The organism is Halorussus salinus (genome assembly GCF_004765815.2).
Lineage (GTDB): Archaea > Halobacteriota > Halobacteria > Halobacteriales > Haladaptataceae > Halorussus > Halorussus salinus.
This window is the reverse complement of sequence record NZ_SBIS02000012.1, coordinates 187,288-203,287: the sequence shown is the minus strand read 5'-3', so window position 1 is coordinate 203,287 and position 16,000 is coordinate 187,288. Positions and strand designations below refer to the sequence as shown.

The 16,000-nt window shown below is 55.0% G+C and carries 14 protein-coding genes and 1 CRISPR repeat array; of the genes, 3 read left to right on the top strand and 11 right to left on the bottom strand.

Annotation, left to right across the window (positions count from 1 at the left end; all coding sequences use genetic code 11):
• Nucleotides 1–90 precede the first annotated feature (90 nt).
• The 4 genes from EPL00_RS21860 to EPL00_RS21845 are packed head-to-tail and all read right to left on the bottom strand — an operon-like array spanning nucleotide 91 to nucleotide 1,359.
• Nucleotides 91–264, bottom strand: a complete 174-nt coding sequence (locus tag EPL00_RS21860) for a hypothetical protein (protein ID WP_162224292.1) — start codon at nucleotides 262–264, stop codon at nucleotides 91–93.
• On the bottom strand, nucleotides 264–641 hold the full coding sequence (locus tag EPL00_RS21855; RefSeq protein WP_135855317.1) for a helix-turn-helix transcriptional regulator: 378 nt from the start codon (nucleotides 639–641) through the stop codon (nucleotides 264–266). Before EPL00_RS21855 ends, EPL00_RS21860 begins: the two co-directional genes overlap by 1 nt.
• Nucleotides 641–1,036, bottom strand: a complete 396-nt coding sequence (locus EPL00_RS21850) for a hypothetical protein (RefSeq protein ID WP_135855316.1) — start codon at nucleotides 1,034–1,036, stop codon at nucleotides 641–643. The genes EPL00_RS21855 and EPL00_RS21850 overlap by 1 nt, the downstream gene beginning before the upstream one ends.
• Nucleotides 1,033–1,359 carry a helix-turn-helix transcriptional regulator gene (locus tag EPL00_RS21845; RefSeq protein WP_135855315.1) on the bottom strand — a complete coding sequence of 109 codons (327 nt, stop codon included), beginning with the start codon at nucleotides 1,357–1,359 and terminating at the stop codon, nucleotides 1,033–1,035. Before EPL00_RS21845 ends, EPL00_RS21850 begins: the two co-directional genes overlap by 4 nt.
• Nucleotides 1,360–1,694: 335 nt before the next feature.
• On the opposite strand from EPL00_RS21845, the gene EPL00_RS21840 reads away from it, so the two are divergent.
• A complete protein-coding gene (locus EPL00_RS21840; RefSeq protein WP_135855314.1) occupies nucleotides 1,695–1,964 on the top strand; it encodes a MarR family transcriptional regulator in 270 nt (89 codons plus the stop codon).
• Nucleotides 1,965–2,377: 413 nt separating this feature from the next.
• Nucleotides 2,378–2,647 (top strand): MarR family transcriptional regulator, encoded by a 270-nt coding sequence (locus tag EPL00_RS21835; RefSeq protein WP_135855313.1) that lies wholly within the window; start codon nucleotides 2,378–2,380, stop codon nucleotides 2,645–2,647.
• A 351-nt stretch (nucleotides 2,648–2,998) separates the two neighbouring features.
• Here EPL00_RS21835 and EPL00_RS21830 read toward each other — a convergent pair whose 3' ends face one another.
• Entirely contained in the window at nucleotides 2,999–6,706 is a 3,708-nt protein-coding gene (locus EPL00_RS21830) for an NACHT domain-containing protein (protein WP_135855312.1), read from the bottom strand.
• A gap of 201 nt (nucleotides 6,707–6,907) precedes the next feature.
• On the opposite strand from EPL00_RS21830, the gene EPL00_RS21825 reads away from it, so the two are divergent.
• A complete protein-coding gene (locus EPL00_RS21825) occupies nucleotides 6,908–7,252 on the top strand; it encodes a winged helix-turn-helix domain-containing protein (RefSeq protein WP_135855311.1) in 345 nt (114 codons plus the stop codon).
• A 177-nt stretch (nucleotides 7,253–7,429) separates the two neighbouring features.
• Nucleotides 7,430–9,114: direct repeats of the CRISPR family, unit length 30 nt; unit sequence GTTCCAGACGAACCCTTGTGGGGTTGAAGA.
• A gap of 427 nt (nucleotides 9,115–9,541) precedes the next feature.
• Here EPL00_RS21825 and EPL00_RS21820 read toward each other — a convergent pair.
• The 6 genes from EPL00_RS21820 to EPL00_RS21795 all read right to left on the bottom strand — a co-directional run bounded on the left by EPL00_RS21820 (nucleotide 9,542) and on the right by EPL00_RS21795 (nucleotide 15,522).
• On the bottom strand, nucleotides 9,542–11,608 hold the full coding sequence (locus EPL00_RS21820; RefSeq protein ID WP_135855310.1) for a hypothetical protein: 2,067 nt from the start codon (nucleotides 11,606–11,608) through the stop codon (nucleotides 9,542–9,544).
• A 2-nt stretch (nucleotides 11,609–11,610) separates the two neighbouring features.
• Nucleotides 11,611–12,285, bottom strand: a complete 675-nt coding sequence (locus EPL00_RS21815; RefSeq protein ID WP_135855309.1) for a DUF7504 family protein — start codon at nucleotides 12,283–12,285, stop codon at nucleotides 11,611–11,613.
• Nucleotides 12,286–12,741: 456 nt separating this feature from the next.
• Nucleotides 12,742–13,950, bottom strand: coding sequence for a DNA adenine methylase (locus EPL00_RS21810; RefSeq protein WP_135855308.1), 1,209 nt, complete (start codon nucleotides 13,948–13,950; stop codon nucleotides 12,742–12,744).
• A gap of 153 nt (nucleotides 13,951–14,103) precedes the next feature.
• Nucleotides 14,104–14,385, bottom strand: coding sequence for a type II toxin-antitoxin system RelE family toxin (locus tag EPL00_RS21805; RefSeq protein WP_135855307.1), 282 nt, complete (start codon nucleotides 14,383–14,385; stop codon nucleotides 14,104–14,106).
• Nucleotides 14,378–14,662 carry a ribbon-helix-helix domain-containing protein gene (locus EPL00_RS21800; protein ID WP_135855306.1) on the bottom strand — a complete coding sequence of 95 codons (285 nt, stop codon included), beginning with the start codon at nucleotides 14,660–14,662 and terminating at the stop codon, nucleotides 14,378–14,380. The genes EPL00_RS21805 and EPL00_RS21800 overlap by 8 nt, the downstream gene beginning before the upstream one ends.
• Before the next feature lie 485 nt (nucleotides 14,663–15,147).
• Nucleotides 15,148–15,522, bottom strand: a complete 375-nt coding sequence (locus EPL00_RS21795; RefSeq protein ID WP_135855305.1) for a hypothetical protein — start codon at nucleotides 15,520–15,522, stop codon at nucleotides 15,148–15,150.
• Nucleotides 15,523–16,000: the final 478 nt, after the last annotated feature.

The window sequence follows — 16,000 nt, the reverse complement described above, 5'->3', positions numbered from 1 at the left end:
CGCTCGGCATCTCGACGACTCTCCCGATATCCGGTGTCCGGTCCGGCATCGTCGCCTCCGTGGCTGGTCTGGTGGTTCGGGCAGAACGTCTCAACTGCCGGGTCTTTTCGCTGGACAGGCGAACAGCCGATGGAGCGCCGCCACGAGGAGCGAATTCGATCCCTCAGGGCTGTCCCGGTCTCGGTTCTGGTCCCGGTTGGCGGCCGCGTCGGTCATCGAGATGATTTCTCCGCTGGAGTTGGCATAGAACTCGCTAGTTGCCATTAGCCTTCACCTCGAACTTGCGGCCGAGCATCAGCATCTGGGAGGGCACATCTGGGGACATCCACATCCAGCGACTCGACGGTTCGGAGGACTAACTCGGTCAACACAGCGTTGCCCTCCTCGGTCAAGTCGACAGTGAATCCGCGTCCGTCATCTGGATGGTCGTCTTTCGTGACGAGACCGGCATCGACGAGTTCGTTGAGCCGGGGGTAGAATTGGCCGCCCTCGGTGTTGGTTTGGCCTAGCTCTTCGAGTTCTGTTTTTACGTCTGCGCCAACGGGGGTCTCGTGTGCGCGGTTCGCGCGATGGACGCCCCAGAGTAAGTCGCGCTTGTAGCTCGTCAGGTTGCTCGCCAGTTGTCTCCGACGGGCACTCATCACTGGTCACCTCCGTTGTCTGCGTTGGCTCCGCGGATGCGGTGACAGAACTGGCAGGGGGCATACCGTTTAGCTTGGGCGTCGGTGCGAGTGAGTTGCTCGAATCCGCTGGTGGTGTTCGCCGGACAGAGCGGCTGGTTGTTCGCGTCGGTTTCGTGGTAGGCGTAGCTCGTTGCTCGTCGCGCCTGCTGGATGAGGACGGTCTCGGAGTCGGGGAAGGGGTCCTGTTCGGCGCGCCGGTCGAGTTCCGCCCGTGACGGGTCGGCAACCGTGTCCGGGTCGGGACAGGTGTGCGAGGAGAGCTGGACGGTGGGCGTGCCACAGTCGTCGCAGATGTCGAACGTCTCGGGGATGGCGTCGTCTAGGTCGGGACCGAACTCGATGGCGTGGGTCATGCGGGGCCACCTCCGTTGAGGTCGACCGCGCTGGCGCGGCGCTGGGCGTGGTCGGCGAGGAGTTCTCGGGCGTGGTCGGTGGTCGCGTATTCGTTGGTGCGGTCGTCTTTCTGGCCTTTGGTGAGGAGGTCGTTGTCGGTGAGCCGGTCGAGGTTCTGGTAGAGCCGGCTGTGGTTGAGGTCCTCGCCGTACTCGCTGTCGAGATAGTTTTTGATTGTGAGTCCTTTCGGCGGCGTATCGTCTTCGAGCGCGCAGACCGCGTACAGGAGGTCGCGCTCGAACGCCCGCAAGTCCGTGAGGGACGCAACTGTGTCGGCCGTCATGCCGCCACTCCTCCCTGACCGTTAGCGCGTGCGATTGACAGACTATCCGCTAGTCGTGCGGGGGATTCAAGTCCCGCGTCGGTGAATTCGTGCATGCTTCCGTACCGTGGATACGGGAGCGAACCGCGGACCCCGATGCTGGAGTCATCGGGTCCGCATCGTTTCTGCGATGCGTCCAACCGAGAGTGGTGAATCCGCGTCTCGTTCCCGTTGCTTCTCAATTCATAACTAACACAACTTAAATCTATACACTCATCTGAATGCCTAGGAACCCAAGTAAGTGATTGTGGGATTAAATCACGCAAATTAAATTCTGGGCTTAAGAATGTCTCTCCATGGCTTTGGAAGAGAATGGACCGACTGACGCACATCGAGCCATTCTCGAACTCTTGGCGCTCGAAACCCCGCCTTCTTCTCGCTCCGATAAAATGCGGCTCTCTCCAAAATGTCTCACCCAGAGTGCTGGCTACAAAGACTCTAGCCATATCGGAGTTGTCTGCCGAGAATTGCGTGATGCCGAGTTGGTCGAGCGGGAGGACCCCGGCTATTATTCGATTAATTGGCGTGGCCGTGCCTATCTTGAGGGCGAATTGACGCTCGACTGATTGGAAGATAGTAGGTTCTTGAATTGGAATTCGGGAGTAGGGCATGGTCCTGAGCGACGTGACCGACTCGGCCGTCATGCCGCCACTCCTCCCCGACCGCTGGCGCGTGCGATTGACAGACTATCCGCTAGTCGTGCGGGGGATTCAAGTCCCGCGTCGGTGAATTCGTGCATGCTTCCGTACCGTGGATACGGGAGCGAACCGCGGACCCCGATGACTCCACCATCGGGTCCGCATCGTTTCTGCGATGCGTCCAACCGAAAGTGGTGAATCCGCGTCTCGTTCCCGTTACTTGTCGAGTGGTAAATGTAGCAACTTAAACTTAACTCAATACCTATTGACTCGGTATAACAGGTATTTACTTGTGGAGGGATTCCGGCTACACTAAAGTTAGGTAGAGAAAACAATGTCGTATGGCTATCGAGAAGGATGGTCCAACGGATGCCCACCGGACTGTCCTTGAACTGCTTGCGTTGGAGCCACCATCGAGCGGTCGGTCTGAGAAAATGCGCCTTAATCCGACCTCTATCACTCGTTCTACCGGCTATAAGAACAGCAGTTACATCGTGCGAATTTGCCGTGAACTCGAAGAGGAGGGATTGATTGAACGCGAGGAGCCGGGATATTACGAAATCACGGCCCGTGGTCGCGTCTATCTTGAGGGCGAATTGACGCTCGACTGATTGGAAAGCGATACGCTCTTGGGGTGGGATTCGGGAGTCTTGCATGGTCCTGTGGCGAACGCTGTTGCTACTCGGTGCAGGACTCCTCGCGGAGCCTGTGCCAACCAAGGCCCGCGAACTCAGCCGCGATGCTGGACCCATCGCGGTTGGTCTTCCTGCGAACCGTTACATCAGGTATAGAGCCGCTTGGTATTTTTAATCGTTTTGACTCTGTAATTTTGTCTTGCTTAGAATCCAGAGGTGTCTTGGATTGAGACAAGACAGTCTAATTTTGCATAATATGTGTTATATTATTGCCTGAGAGAGTAGCTTCTTAGTGGCAGTTAGATTGTGACATCGTTTCAAATATAATCAATTCAGTGTACGAACCTTCACTCCGAATTCCGCATCTTTGTAGAATCGCTGGGCACTCTCGTCTTCAATCGATATGTCGTCCAAGATTTTGAGTTCCTCACGGGTCCCCCAGTTCTTTACTACCTCCACAGATATTCTGTATGTTTCCAGTGTTGGGTTAGTTTGTAGCCATTCTTCTAGAACCCCAAAGACACGAGACTTTGATATCGACCGTTGATCAAATCTTGTCATCCAACCCCTGATATCTTTATTGTCGTTGTCTTTAATCTCGTTGAGTTCCTCTATGAAGTCGTCGTTAGTCGGAAAGTGCCTCGGTCGCTGGTCATTTGGCAAATGAGGCTGTACGTGGTTTGCGGCCCAATCTTTCATTCCAAGTTCATCCGCCTTCTCCACGATTCCTATCAAATCCATATTAGGAATATCAGAAATATACGGCTCAAGAGATTTCAGATGTTGTTCAGTAATGAGTTGGGATTTCCCCGACGTATTGAACCCGAAATTCATTCCTATATGATTCAATAGTCCTTCCGGATCATCACTATCCTCATATACGGCCCTCGCAAGCTCTTCCGTTAAAGATGTTCCAGTATACAGTGCTGCTTGGAAGAATTTTGAATGCTTTTTCACTTTCTTCCAATGCGTATCTAACAATTGCTCCGCATCGTCTGGTGGTATTCGGAACAGAATATCTCCCAAACTGTGAAACAAATTCCCTGACTCTCCCGGAGAATTGTCGTTAATCAAACTGTCAACTAGACTGTAGGCTTCAGAACCCCAAACATTAGATAGCGGTTTGAGAAGGGTGTCCCTTTTCTCAAAATCAATCGAATTGGATGTAACAGCTGTTACATCACCTAATCGCATCCGGTGATAGTAGGCTGTGTACTCGAATAGGTCATTTTCGCTTGCACGTTTCAATTCCTCAAGATTGTTTTCCTCAGCGTTTCGAGCCCAGAGCTGAAACGCACTCGTTCGCATTTCGTCGATCTTCTCATCATCCATCCAAACCTCTTTCATTCGGCCCTTTAATTCAAGCGGGAGGGAATCCCCACGTAGATGGCTAGGACTCCAATGGTCGAGTAGACTCATAGCCCATGGAGATATCTTATCCGTTTCTTGCATGTTCTCGGCTCGCTTCTTTACCACGAATTCTAATGCATCTGGATCTGGCAGCCTACTTAGCAGCGATGTAATATAGTTGTCTACCCCCGTGAACTCATCTGCTGCCTCAATTAAGTATTGCACTTGATCTGCAGAAATGTCTTGAGTGAGGGAGTGCTGTATTTCCGAATATACATCTCCAGCACCGAACTCAACGGTTGTATCATCGATGGAGTTCCCACTCGGCAGAGATGCCCATTGACCGACTACCTGATCAACGAGGTCGCGGTGTTCTGGAATGCAACACTGGAATGTTGCCCAGAGAAATGCTGGTAAGAGTTCCGGATCGTCACAATGGTTTTCCCAACAATTCTTGAGGGCGGGTCCGAGTTCACTCCGGCCGAAAAATCCGGCGAGACGGAGGGTTGCTTGGACGTGTTCACCTTCTACTGACGACAAGACTTCCGAGAGGCTGTGTGTATATCGATTCCCATTTTGTTGCATTGCGTCGGCGAATACAGAATCCCGTTGAGGGTTGTTCAGACTTGGTTGTCCCCCTCTTCCTCCAGTACAGTACTGGATTCCAGCTTCTAAGTCTCCATTTCGGAACCGTGCTAGTAGAACTGGGGGAAATTGTGGCAGAAAATCAGCGATTTTTAGAACTTGTTTCGAGTCTGTTTGCTGGAGGTTATCCATTATTTCACCGAGCATGCTGTTAGGAATCTCCGTGTCATCCTCCTGTTCATCCAGCCACTGTTGAAACTCTGTTCCTACCTTCTGTTCATACTCTGGGGCCTCTCCGCCGAGTCTACGGAGAGATTCAAGTAGTGCAATCGGATTCTTCTCGCGCAACTCTGAAAGGATAGCTTCTGAGGGACGGAAAAACGCAATTCCCACCCCTATAATCGAGTAATAGTACGGATCAGTCAGACAGGCAGGTATATTACCGGTTCGTTCAATCTCGCTCAGACTAGATTCAGCTAAAAGGAAATCCCGAATCCGATCATGTCTAAAAGATAGAATTCGATCAGAACGCTGTTTCAGAATTGAGAATATTTGTTCTTGGTTAGATAGCGTTCGGATTCCATCCAGTGTCTGTGAAGTAGACCATGACAGGTCACATACCTCTCTCCATGTCGGAGCTAAATTCTTATTCTCCATCACACCGAGCGATAACTCTTCAACTGCTCTTTCATAGTCTGGGACAATTAATGATCCATCTGATGCTTCAGTTGCTGTTTCGTAAGCATACTCGGAATACTCATCCAGTACTTCTTTCGATGTATCCGGTAGATCGTCAATAGTGTCCTTTGTATGCATTAGCTGGCCAAGTAAACCAATTAGATGGGGGTCCCGACCAACTTTCTCTGCGAGACTAAGAGCCTTCTCATCGGTAAAATCGTGCCCATGCGCATCTGCGTGTGCTTGAATGAGATGACCGGCCTTTTCGGCAGAAAGCGGCCCAAGCTCGATGATTTTAGCGAATTTGTTCTGATTTATATTCCGCTTTTGTTTGGCCCATATTCGGGGCCACAGTGGGCATAAAATAGTGACTGGTAACCCACCTATGTCAGCGGACTCTCCATTTCCTGATCCATCTGAAGCTACTTCTCGTGCGCCTCCCATCCAATTTTGTAGTTGTGACAATAGTTGGGAAGGATTATCTGCACGGTTGAGGTCATCAACTACGATTAAAAGCTGGGAAGTGTCTTGAGCAAGTTGAATTGCTTTTTGACCCGCAGTAGACTCCAAACTTGGTTGTAGACGCGTGAGTCCAGACTGCAGTGCTTGTGCTAATGTCTTTGCATTTTCAATATCTTCCGAATCTAGCCTCAGCGTTGGCTTTTCGTCTGCTCTCCATTGTTCCATCACCTGATGGCAAATGACGGTTTTTCCGAATCCTGAATTACCAACTATAGGAATGAAATAACTCTCCATTCCAGAGCTTCGGGCGCTTTCTATAATTGTAGACTGCTCTGGACGCTCAACTTTTGCCGTATCCACAGGGATACGAAAGCTCTCTTCGTAGGACCGAAGGCTGTCATTCGACAATTCCAACAAAAGTGGTTCGGAGAGCCGTTCCTCATCTATTCCAAAATACTTACTCCGTAAATATTGACCATTAGGATCAGTCTGTAGGAACCCTGCGAGCCGGTGAACGTCCCAAACATCAACAGAGATATCAAAGGAGCTAGCAGTGCCAAAGACGGCTCTCATAAGGTCGCTATCTAACACTCGATTTGAGACTAAAACTACTGTAAAGTCAGCATGAGGGACATCTTCACGAATATCCTCTGCTTGCTCAGCAGCTTTGATTAAGTCGCCTTTCGATTTATCGGTTTCTGGATCTGGATTGGCGAGCCATTTTCGTTCCAGCCCACTCTTTTTAGTCGTCGTAAACTCTAGAAAGACGAAATGAGGTGGATTAGCATCTGGAGCCTGTCCTAAGCCATCCACTGGGTCTCTAATCGGCTTCCCTTCTGTATTGACACCGGTCTGGATGACTGATCTGTATTTCTTATTACTCCAACGAAGAATTTCTGTTGAAAGCTTCTCAAACCGACCTGGGTCGCCCATCTCAGTGAGTTTCGTCTCTAATGACATTCTTAATTAGCTATTGTAGAGTTGTAGTACCACTTCAGTGTTATTGGTATGCGTTTGCTGGCTGGTGCTTCACAAAAGAGCCATAGATTAAAACCTGTGGTCACAGACATAAACGATCTAGCCGAGACACGATAATGCATCGCTGGAAAATCTCAGTAGGAGAACCCAAGGTTTAGTCGTGGAGAGGTACCAGCAAGAGACATGACTGGCGATGCTGGCCCGCTCACGAAGATCTACGGCCACCCCGCTCGACTCAAGATTGTCGAGACCGCGCTCGCCAACCCCAACCGCGCGTTCAACGTCCGCGAACTCGCCACCGCATCCGACCTCGACGAGTCAACCGTCCACCAACACAAAGACCTCCTCGTCGAACTCGGTCTCCTCGACCGCGTTTCGCTCGGCCGCATCGACGGCTACCAGCTCGCCGACTCGGAGCTTGCTCGGGTCGGCCAAGAATGGCGAGACCTCCACCACGACCGACTCGATGCCCTCGAAAACGACACCGAAACCGCCATCGAAGACTTTTACGGCGTCGCAGAACCGTAGCCCGCAGTTGCTCGGCTCGATGCGTTACCTATTCCAGTCGAAGTCGCCTCACCGAGAACCAAATAACTCCTCTCGATCTCCGTCGACCCCCCGGGGGTTCAGGGGGAATTGAGGGTCGACGGAAACACTTGTATGCGTTCAGCCACGAGAGCCTGTGAGGCCGGGAAATCCGGCATGGTTCCAGACGAACCCTTGTGGGGTTGAAGAGACCTCGAAGAACTCGCGGAAGAAATCTTCCTCGGGGTTCCAGACGAACCCTTGTGGGGTTGAAGAAGGTCATCCGCGGGGATTTGAGTGCCGTCGTCGGTGTTCCAGACGAACCCTTGTGGGGTTGAAGAAGCACCAGTTCTTCCAGGCTATCCGGCTGCACGCGGAGTTCCAGACGAACCCTTGTGGGGTTGAAGACTGCTCACTCGGTCGAGAGCCGCGAACTCGCTACTGGTTCCAGACGAACCCTTGTGGGGTTGAAGAGCCGATCACCGTGATCGGGTGGAAGTATGTTCGGCAGGTTCCAGACGAACCCTTGTGGGGTTGAAGACGGCGCTACGATTTCCACGGCGAGGTGAACATCAGGTTCCAGACGAACCCTTGTGGGGTTGAAGAGATTCCCTCGGAACCGGGGTCGTAGGTCTTGAAATCGAGTTCCAGACGAACCCTTGTGGGGTTGAAGAACCGAGTAGACGGCGAACCGGAGGACCACATCTTAGGTTCCAGACGAACCCTTGTGGGGTTGAAGAGACGAGACGGACCCCGACAACCCGACTCTCGTCACCGTTCCAGACGAACCCTTGTGGGGTTGAAGATCGTGGGCCTCGTCGTTGATGATGACTGCCTCGAGTTCCAGACGAACCCTTGTGGGGTTGAAGAGGCGTCCTCGAATGGTCGAGTCGCCGTATCTCGGGCGTTCCAGACGAACCCTTGTGGGGTTGAAGACCGTCCGTCTCGTCGAGGTCGCCCGGACCAACCGCCGTGGTTCCAGACGAACCCTTGTGGGGTTGAAGATGCATCCGGGGCAGGTGTGGTCGGCGTCGAGCGTGTTCCAGACGAACCCTTGTGGGGTTGAAGTGGCGAAGTCATCGCCAGACTCGCCGAAACCCACGACGTTCCAGACGAACCCTTGTGGGGTTGAAGTGACGAGGTCCGTGATATCCGCTCGCGGCCCGGAGGTGTTCCAGACGAACCCTTGTGGGGTTGAAGTGGACAGTCGTGGCGGTTAAGTGGTGCGTGCATCCCCGGTTCCAGACGAACCCTTGTGGGGTTGAAGTTTCGAAGAACTCACCGACAACGAGGGCCGCCACGCTCGTTCCAGACGAACCCTTGTGGGGTTGAAGTACCGACCGCATGGTCGTCGTCATCCGGTCGCCGATGTGTTCCAGACGAACCCTTGTGGGGTTGAAGTCTTTTCGAGGGGCGATAAGCCAGATATGTTGAATCTGTTCCAGACGAACCCTTGTGGGGTTGAAGTGAGGTCGTGGACGGTGAACACCGGAGCATCATCGGGTTCCAGACGAACCCTTGTGGGGTTGAAGTTTCATCCAGCCACTCCTCGATTTCGGCTGATTCGAACCGTTCCAGACGAACCCTTGTGGGGTTGAAGTGTGGGACGGCAAGAACAGCGGGATGCGCGGCATCATCGTTCCAGACGAACCCTTGTGGGGTTGAAGTGTCTATTCCCGTCAAACCGGGAAGATGAACGTCTCGTTCCAGACGCACCCTTGTGGGGTTGAAGTTCGAACAGCGACCCCCACGGTTCCGGCAACGCCTTCGTTCCAGACGCACCCTTGTGGGGTTGAAGCGCAGTTCACTCCGCTGGCGAAGCGATTCGCTAAGATGTTCCAGACGCACCCTTGTGGGGTTGAAGCGACCCCGGCAACGACCAAATCGGCTGTTTCGATGAGTTCCAAATGTACCCTTATGAGATTGGAGCGACACGTCCCACCCTCCCGAGGAGTCCCACGACTCAGTTCCAGATGTACCTTTATGAGGTTAAAGAGAACACCGACATTGTTAACGTCCATCGCGCCGACGTGACCCGTTTCAGACGTACCGAGTAGAATAGCTTCGGGTGATTTGGTGAAGGTGTTCACCAACTGCTGTCAAAATCCATAATACTTGCATTAATAGTATTACAGTAGACGGGTATACTCCGCTTGCAATGCAATCGAAACTAGCTACCCTCGGACGGAACCACCCAAAGCTAACTAATGCAGTCTTTACCGCTAGCCTGCTCGGCGGACAACTCATACTGACCACCGACATCATCCCACTAGCGGACTCGCACCCCGGTCCCTAGATTAGATCAGACGCCGAAATTTCATCGCTCCAGTACCGCTCTCCATTGTAATCAATCGCTAGAATATTCCTTTCCAGTATTTCGTCAAGTTCTATCTCCGAGAGGTCCAGCGTATCGAGTTTGCTACTCGCTAAATAGCGAGTCTCCGAGTCAATATGCAGTTTGAGAGCAGAGCCAAGCCCATGGCTTGGCGATACAAATGCGTAGAATTCGGTCCTGAAAATCCCATCATCAATGTCAGTGATGCGTAAGTAGAGTGGATTCCCGCTTTGTGAGTGACAGAGTGAGAGGGTGGGGTTGCCGATGGTGAGCCAGTTGGTGCCGGAGAGGAGGTGGGTTTGGAGGACGGTGGTGCTGGTGTGGAGGGTGTGGCCTGCGGCGAGGAGGCGGGCGAGTTGGGTGCCTGCTTGTGTGGCGACGGTGTCGGCGATGTCGGAGAGAGTGATGATTCCGCCAAGGCTTCCGGCCTCAACGAGTTGTAGGCCTTGCTCGTGGGAGTCGCAGGCGTTCAAGAGGAATGCTGTCACCGAGACGTTCGAGAGCGTCCCGGTGTCAAGGTGGCCGTCTGGACAAACAATACCGTCGTCGATGACGTGGCCGATGTAGTGGAGGAAGTCCGCATCTTGGGCGAGCAATGCCCGCAACTCCTCTGTTTCAACATTGGTGTGGACGGTGATGTCGAATTGGTGGCGTTCGTTCAGCTGGTAGTACTCCGAGACCGCGCGTTCGGCCTGCATCGCTGGATCGTTGCAGACGACGTGAATCTGGATTGGAGAGGGGTCTGGGTCAACGTCGAGACTACGGTGGAGCGACTCAGACGTGAGTTTGGTCACGCCGACCGGTACATCATCTCCGATCCACGCCCGACCAACCGTGTCGAACGACACTGGGTCCGGCGTCACAAACTCACTCGACACTCCCTTAGATTCCAAATCAGGGGTAGAGTCGGTGCGTTGGAAGTCCGTAATCATATCTGGTGTCGGTGTCGCCGACCTCGACTGGTCAGGAGTTGTCCGTATAACGGCTAACTCGTCAGCGAGAAACGGCATTGCGTCGAGACTCGACACAGACGGATCGACATCGACAGTTAACGGCCACGCCGGAACCACATCCGCGACCGCGTCATACGGCATGTCGAGATACTGTTCAAGCCGCGCCGCCAGCGGCAACTCGTATAGCCAGCCAGCATCCACGTCCAACCGCTCCTCCAGTCGGTGGCGTTCATGCAACGCAATCTGGTAGTAGCCCTCCGTCCGTACCACACAATCCAATACGAACACCTGCCGGAGGACACGCCCCACCCGTCGCTCGTACCCTACATCGCCCTCTAAATCATACGTGAATCCACCCTCCGTCACCAGTCGTGGTTGACTGCCCGGCACGACCTCCGCGCCGAGATAATACGCCAGCGACACCGCCGGATACACGTACTCATACTCGGCAGGCACCTCCACCCGAACCCCTGTCTCCGGCCGCTCGATGCCATCCGGCACCGTAAACACGTCCCCCGTCTCAATCAATGGCGGATGCCCACGCAACGTCGGAAACGACCGCTCCGCCGATGTCGTTTTCAACGCCGACCCCAACAACGACACCGCCCGCATCACATCCTCCGGACTCTCCGGCGTCGTAATCGTCCCCGCTGGCTGGTCATGCAACGACCGTACCCCAACCTGTACATCGACCCTCCTGTCAAACCGAACCATCACCCGCGACTCTTCTCGTTCAACTACCAGCGGACACTCAACTCGCAAATACAGCTTCGTCGGCGCACTATTGATTTCGAGCGTCCGCGCCCCCTCAACTCGAAGCCGTCCGTCAGACGGGTCAAACGCCCCCGCTAACCCATCCTCTCCGTGCAGGTAGATACTCGTCAACTCCGGCACCACTACCCGATTCGCCGAGATCTCGACTGCGTTCCCAACCGGGAACCGGAACAAGTCCGGTGAAACTGACATCGGCCTAACCGGCGACGCCGTCCACAGATCAAACTGCGCGCTCTCAATCGGATCGACAACCCGAACGCCCGGCCTCTCTCTCAACGCCGTCACCGTCGGCTCCATACCTACAACGACACCCACTCTGTCGTAATATCTTCATCAGAGAGATGCCACCGTTGCTCGACACATCCTTGCTGTGACCGCAACTCGATACGCGCGTCAAACAGCCCGAGATCAAGCACTTCGCTGGCACGCGCGCTGTCACCCCGGAACTGACAATATAACGTCCCATTCACAAGACCGACGTACTTCGAAACCGCCTGCACAAACCGCCGTACACCACACCCATCCGCCCAGTCACTAAACTGGTCAAGCGATTGCACTCCAACCCGAAGGTCGTTATCCTCTAACTCGAACTCGTCACTCAATTCCGTAATCGCGTCGAGAACAGCCTCCCGTAGCGCTGCGAGGTCGTCCACACTACCAACACGTCCTCTTGTTGCAGTACTCCGCGCTTGCTCACCGGTTACCACGCGAACCGTCTCCATATCTGGCGAGATGTCTGCAGGCAGCATCTGGTCGGGAGTTGAAAGCTGATACGGCGACACTAACACCTGCTTGCATGTCTGATTCCCGAACGACAGCGATAACTGTTCGGTAAACCCCTCCGAGTCCACTGTTCCGGTGACAAGAATACTACACCCTGTTTGCTTCAACTCTTCAAGACGCTGTGCAAATACTTGCGCGGTTTCCTGACCACCCCCACGAAACAAATGGCAGCTACTACGAGTTGTTTTCATATTATGAAATTCAAACTCTATAACTTAATCTTATATATTCTATTTGCGGAATACGTTCGAGGTTCTCTCCAACTCGGGTGCATCGAGAACAGTTTACAGGTTTGCCGTGGCACCACTCCCCTTCTTGGGTATCCTTGGAGCGTTCCAACGGCGCTGCTCCCCAATCTCGTTACCTCCTACCGGTTCCAACTAACACACTACTTCAATCTTCCGAGATTCATTCCGCCCCGGCCACAGACGCTGTTGGCGGTCCTTCTCTCACCTCCACCTCTCTATGTTTGCCGCTGGATGCCGCTGGAATTGATAGACCGACAGGTAGTCGTCAGGTGTCACCGCCACGAGGAGCCGCCCTAAGGGGTGGGCTACATGTCGTAGCGAATTCGGTTCGGGGTTGATTGTGGTGGTTCGGGAGCGAGAGACGGCCCTCTCGGGGTCTAATTTCGTCCGGCCACTCCGCTATCCGGCCACCTCGTCTGTTGCCGGACCATCACTCTCACCGAGCGACCGCTCGCCCGGCAGGTCGGCCTCCTCGGTCAACACCACGACGTTCTCCTTGTATGTCAGGCCGTCCGCGGTGCGTTTCTTCTGAGTGGTGATGAGCCGATGCTTGCTCAGTTCCTGCATGGCGTCGAGCGTCCGTTGAGCAAGTTCTTGGGCGTAACTTTTCGAGACACCCTCCTCGTTCGCGCGAATCCAGTCCGCAAGGTCGGAGGATTTGAGGTAGACAAGCCACCCACTGCTCCCGCTCGTCCACAACTGATAGCGGCCGGGATCGTCGCGCTCCCGCCACGCTTTGGCGGTAAGCTCGTCTGGCTTCCGATTTGTGACGCTCGCGAGCATTTCATCGTCGTAGCGAGCGAGACGTTGAAGCGGTAGGAGGTCGGCCGTCGAGTGGGCGACTGCGCCGCCGCGGTCGAGCGCGTCCTCTTCGCGCTCCCGGACTTTCCGTTGCCCATGACGTTTTTTCTCGCCGCGCCCGACACCCGGATAGTCGTCCAACCCGCCGGGTAGCTCGGCGTCCGACACCAGCCAGTCGCCCTCCTCAACCAGCGCCGAGACGAACTCCGAATGCTCGATGTCCGAGACGGGGTAGTACCCCTTCTTGCCGACGTACGGGGGGTCGCAGTAGAAGACGGTCTCCTCGCCGTCGTATTTCTCGAACACCTCCGACCAGTCGAGGTTCTCCAGCACCACGTCGTCGAACCGCTCGGCGAACTCCCCGAGTCGGTCGATCTTGTTCGCGTAGCTCTGGGCCTCGTTCGTCACCTTACTCGTTCCGAAGCCGTTGATAGTCGCGTAGCCGGACCCCCACTGCGAGTACTGCAGGTAGAAGAACTGCCCGGCGCGCTCGACCGCGTCGCTGGGCCGATACCCGTTGTAGAACGCGTCGGCCCACTCCGAATGCACCTCCCGCGAGTACGGCACCGTCTCCAGCCACTCGACCAGCTCCTCCTCGCGGTCGCATAGCACCTCGAAGAACTGCACGAGGTCGCCGTCCCGGTCGTTGTACACCTCGACGGTACTTCGGTCGGGGTCCTTGTTCACCAGCACGCCAGCCGCGCCGCCGAACACCTCCACGAAGCAGGTGTGTTCGGGCACGTACTCCAGTATCCACGACGCGAGCCGCGACTTCCCGCCGGGGAACGGGAACACCGCGTCAGGCACGACTGACCACCTCCTCGACGCCGATGGGTCGCTCGATTCGCTCGGTACCGGTCTCCTCGGGGTTCGTAGCTACCATGCACTTCTCCGAGAAACCGGATCCATAATGAAGCTCGTTCTATAGTACGCTGAAAGTGAAAGTGGTCCGGAGACGGGTCAGTCGTCGCTCCGGTAGGCGTCGCCACCGCGCTTCTTGATCGTCAAGACCCACAGAACCTTCTCGTTTCGACTCAGCCGACACCCGACGCGAAACGGCCCAACCCGGAGCTTCTGGTGTGGTACACCGGCCAGCGGTTCGAGGTAATCGTCGGGGTCTCGCCACTGGTCCTCGACTACTTCGTCCAGCTTCGAGACGACGCGCTCGCGGGCGTAGTCGTCGAGGCCGTCGAAGGTCCGTTCCGCGCTGTCGGTGAGCCGCCAGTCCCACTCGTCACTCATCGTCCGTCGCACCGTCGCCGAGGTCGTACTCGTCCTTCACCTCGTCGCTGGAACTGGTCCGCCCTTCTTGGATGTCCACCTCGCTGGCGAGCATCGCTTTCAGGTCGGCGCGGTCGAAGTCGGGATGCTTCACCGCGTCGCGCAGCACGTCTCGGATGAACTCGCTCCGGCTGTTGTAGCCCAGTTCCTTCCACGTCCCGTCCACGTCGGCGAGAAACGTCTCGGTTATCCGGATGTTCACGGTCGTCTTATCGGGAGGAGTATCGGCCTCGGACATGGCTGTGTGTTGAATTTGTGTAGCAATAACGGTTACGCCGAGTGAAGCGTTCACTCACTTCCGACCGACCAGTTCGTCTCGGCTTCGACCGGCAACTCCTCGGTATCCAGCACCTCGGCGATCTCCTCGGGCGTCACTGACCCCATCTCAACGGCGCGCTCAGAAATTGCTCTGCACTCGCGTATCCGATTCGAGCGTCAAGTCCCATTGCTACTAACCAATGACGCCCGCTTCTAGATAGCATTCATCAGTTTGCACTAGGCCGTATTTTGATTCTCTCCGCTCGGAAAACATCGGCTTGGTCATTAAGTAGCGAGAAGATGGATTGTATCAGCAATACCGCTAACCAATGGAGCGATTTCCGGGCATCGGTTTCATTGGTTAGCGAGAGATACTCTCCGCCTCGACGTTCCCCGTCTACTGGACTAATTAATCGAGTACCATCCGCTAGCAATCAAGAAGGAGGCCCCACCCCGGTCCGTCCGCTACGCCTCGCTCCCGTCGTCCGGCCCGCTGTACTCCTCTATCTCGACGCCCGTCAACACCAACCGCGTCGTCTGTGATGCGGCCGCCTGCATCACTCCGAGGAACGTGGTCGCGACGACCTCATTTGTCCCGAGCGTGGGTATCTCGATGTTGCCACCGTTGCACTCGCGACAGTAGGCCCGTGGGAGGTTCCACTGGTCGTGTCCGGCGGTGCGATACGCGTAGACGGTCACATAATGTCCGTCATATAGGTCCCGGCCGCAACAGCAACACGTGCCTCTCGCACCGTCCACCCCGACTTGCAGGCCGGTCAACACCTGCTCGATGTCGGTTTCGACGCGCACGGTCTCGCCGTCGGGTTCGGCATACGCCATCCTACCGGCACCTCCAACAGACAACGCCCTCACCACTCGTCTCACCGCCACACTCAGGACAGTCCGCAACGTCAAGCCCGAGATCCGAGCGCCGCGCTTGTTCTTCGGCGCGCTCCATACGCTCACACTCTCGACACATACGGTACTGAGTGGGACAGCCGCACTTGCGACACCCCATACTTACACCCCCTCGGAAAAGACCGCAGGCAGTTCGCTGGCGATACGCTTTTCTTCGCGTAATGTTGACTCGAACATGGCTTTCTCCATCCAACGGAAAGCCGTGGTCTCGGGTGCTGGAACACCCGTGGACCGTTCTCCGAGAAGAGAGAACACGTCCGAATAGCCCCGGCTTTCTTAACTATTACTAGGTACTTATCTAAGTTAAAACTATTGAAAGCAAAACACAAGCTAGAACACTTCTATCCCGAGAAAACGAACATTTCACACTACTCGAATCATACTTAAATCGCGTTCTACA

What these genes read in the sequence shown, in the direction of transcription:
- EPL00_RS21860 (WP_162224292.1), bottom strand. Translation starts at nt 264, where the DNA reads ATGGCAACTAGCGAGTTCTATGCCAACTCCAGCGGAGAAATCATCTCG.
- EPL00_RS21855 (WP_135855317.1), bottom strand. Translation starts at nt 641, where the DNA reads ATGAGTGCCCGTCGGAGACAACTGGCGAGCAACCTGACGAGCTACAAG.
- EPL00_RS21850 (WP_135855316.1), bottom strand. Translation starts at nt 1,036, where the DNA reads ATGACCCACGCCATCGAGTTCGGTCCCGACCTAGACGACGCCATCCCC.
- EPL00_RS21845 (WP_135855315.1), bottom strand. Translation starts at nt 1,359, where the DNA reads ATGACGGCCGACACAGTTGCGTCCCTCACGGACTTGCGGGCGTTCGAG.
- EPL00_RS21840 (WP_135855314.1), top strand. Translation starts at nt 1,695, where the DNA reads ATGGCTTTGGAAGAGAATGGACCGACTGACGCACATCGAGCCATTCTC.
- EPL00_RS21835 (WP_135855313.1), top strand. Translation starts at nt 2,378, where the DNA reads ATGGCTATCGAGAAGGATGGTCCAACGGATGCCCACCGGACTGTCCTT.
- EPL00_RS21830 (WP_135855312.1), bottom strand. Translation starts at nt 6,706, where the DNA reads ATGTCATTAGAGACGAAACTCACTGAGATGGGCGACCCAGGTCGGTTT.
- EPL00_RS21825 (WP_135855311.1), top strand. Translation starts at nt 6,908, where the DNA reads ATGACTGGCGATGCTGGCCCGCTCACGAAGATCTACGGCCACCCCGCT.
- EPL00_RS21820 (WP_135855310.1), bottom strand. Translation starts at nt 11,608, where the DNA reads ATGGAGCCGACGGTGACGGCGTTGAGAGAGAGGCCGGGCGTTCGGGTT.
- EPL00_RS21815 (WP_135855309.1), bottom strand. Translation starts at nt 12,285, where the DNA reads ATGAAAACAACTCGTAGTAGCTGCCATTTGTTTCGTGGGGGTGGTCAG.
- EPL00_RS21805 (WP_135855307.1), bottom strand. Translation starts at nt 14,385, where the DNA reads ATGAGTGACGAGTGGGACTGGCGGCTCACCGACAGCGCGGAACGGACC.
- EPL00_RS21800 (WP_135855306.1), bottom strand. Translation starts at nt 14,662, where the DNA reads ATGTCCGAGGCCGATACTCCTCCCGATAAGACGACCGTGAACATCCGG.
- EPL00_RS21795 (WP_135855305.1), bottom strand. Translation starts at nt 15,522, where the DNA reads ATGGCGTATGCCGAACCCGACGGCGAGACCGTGCGCGTCGAAACCGAC.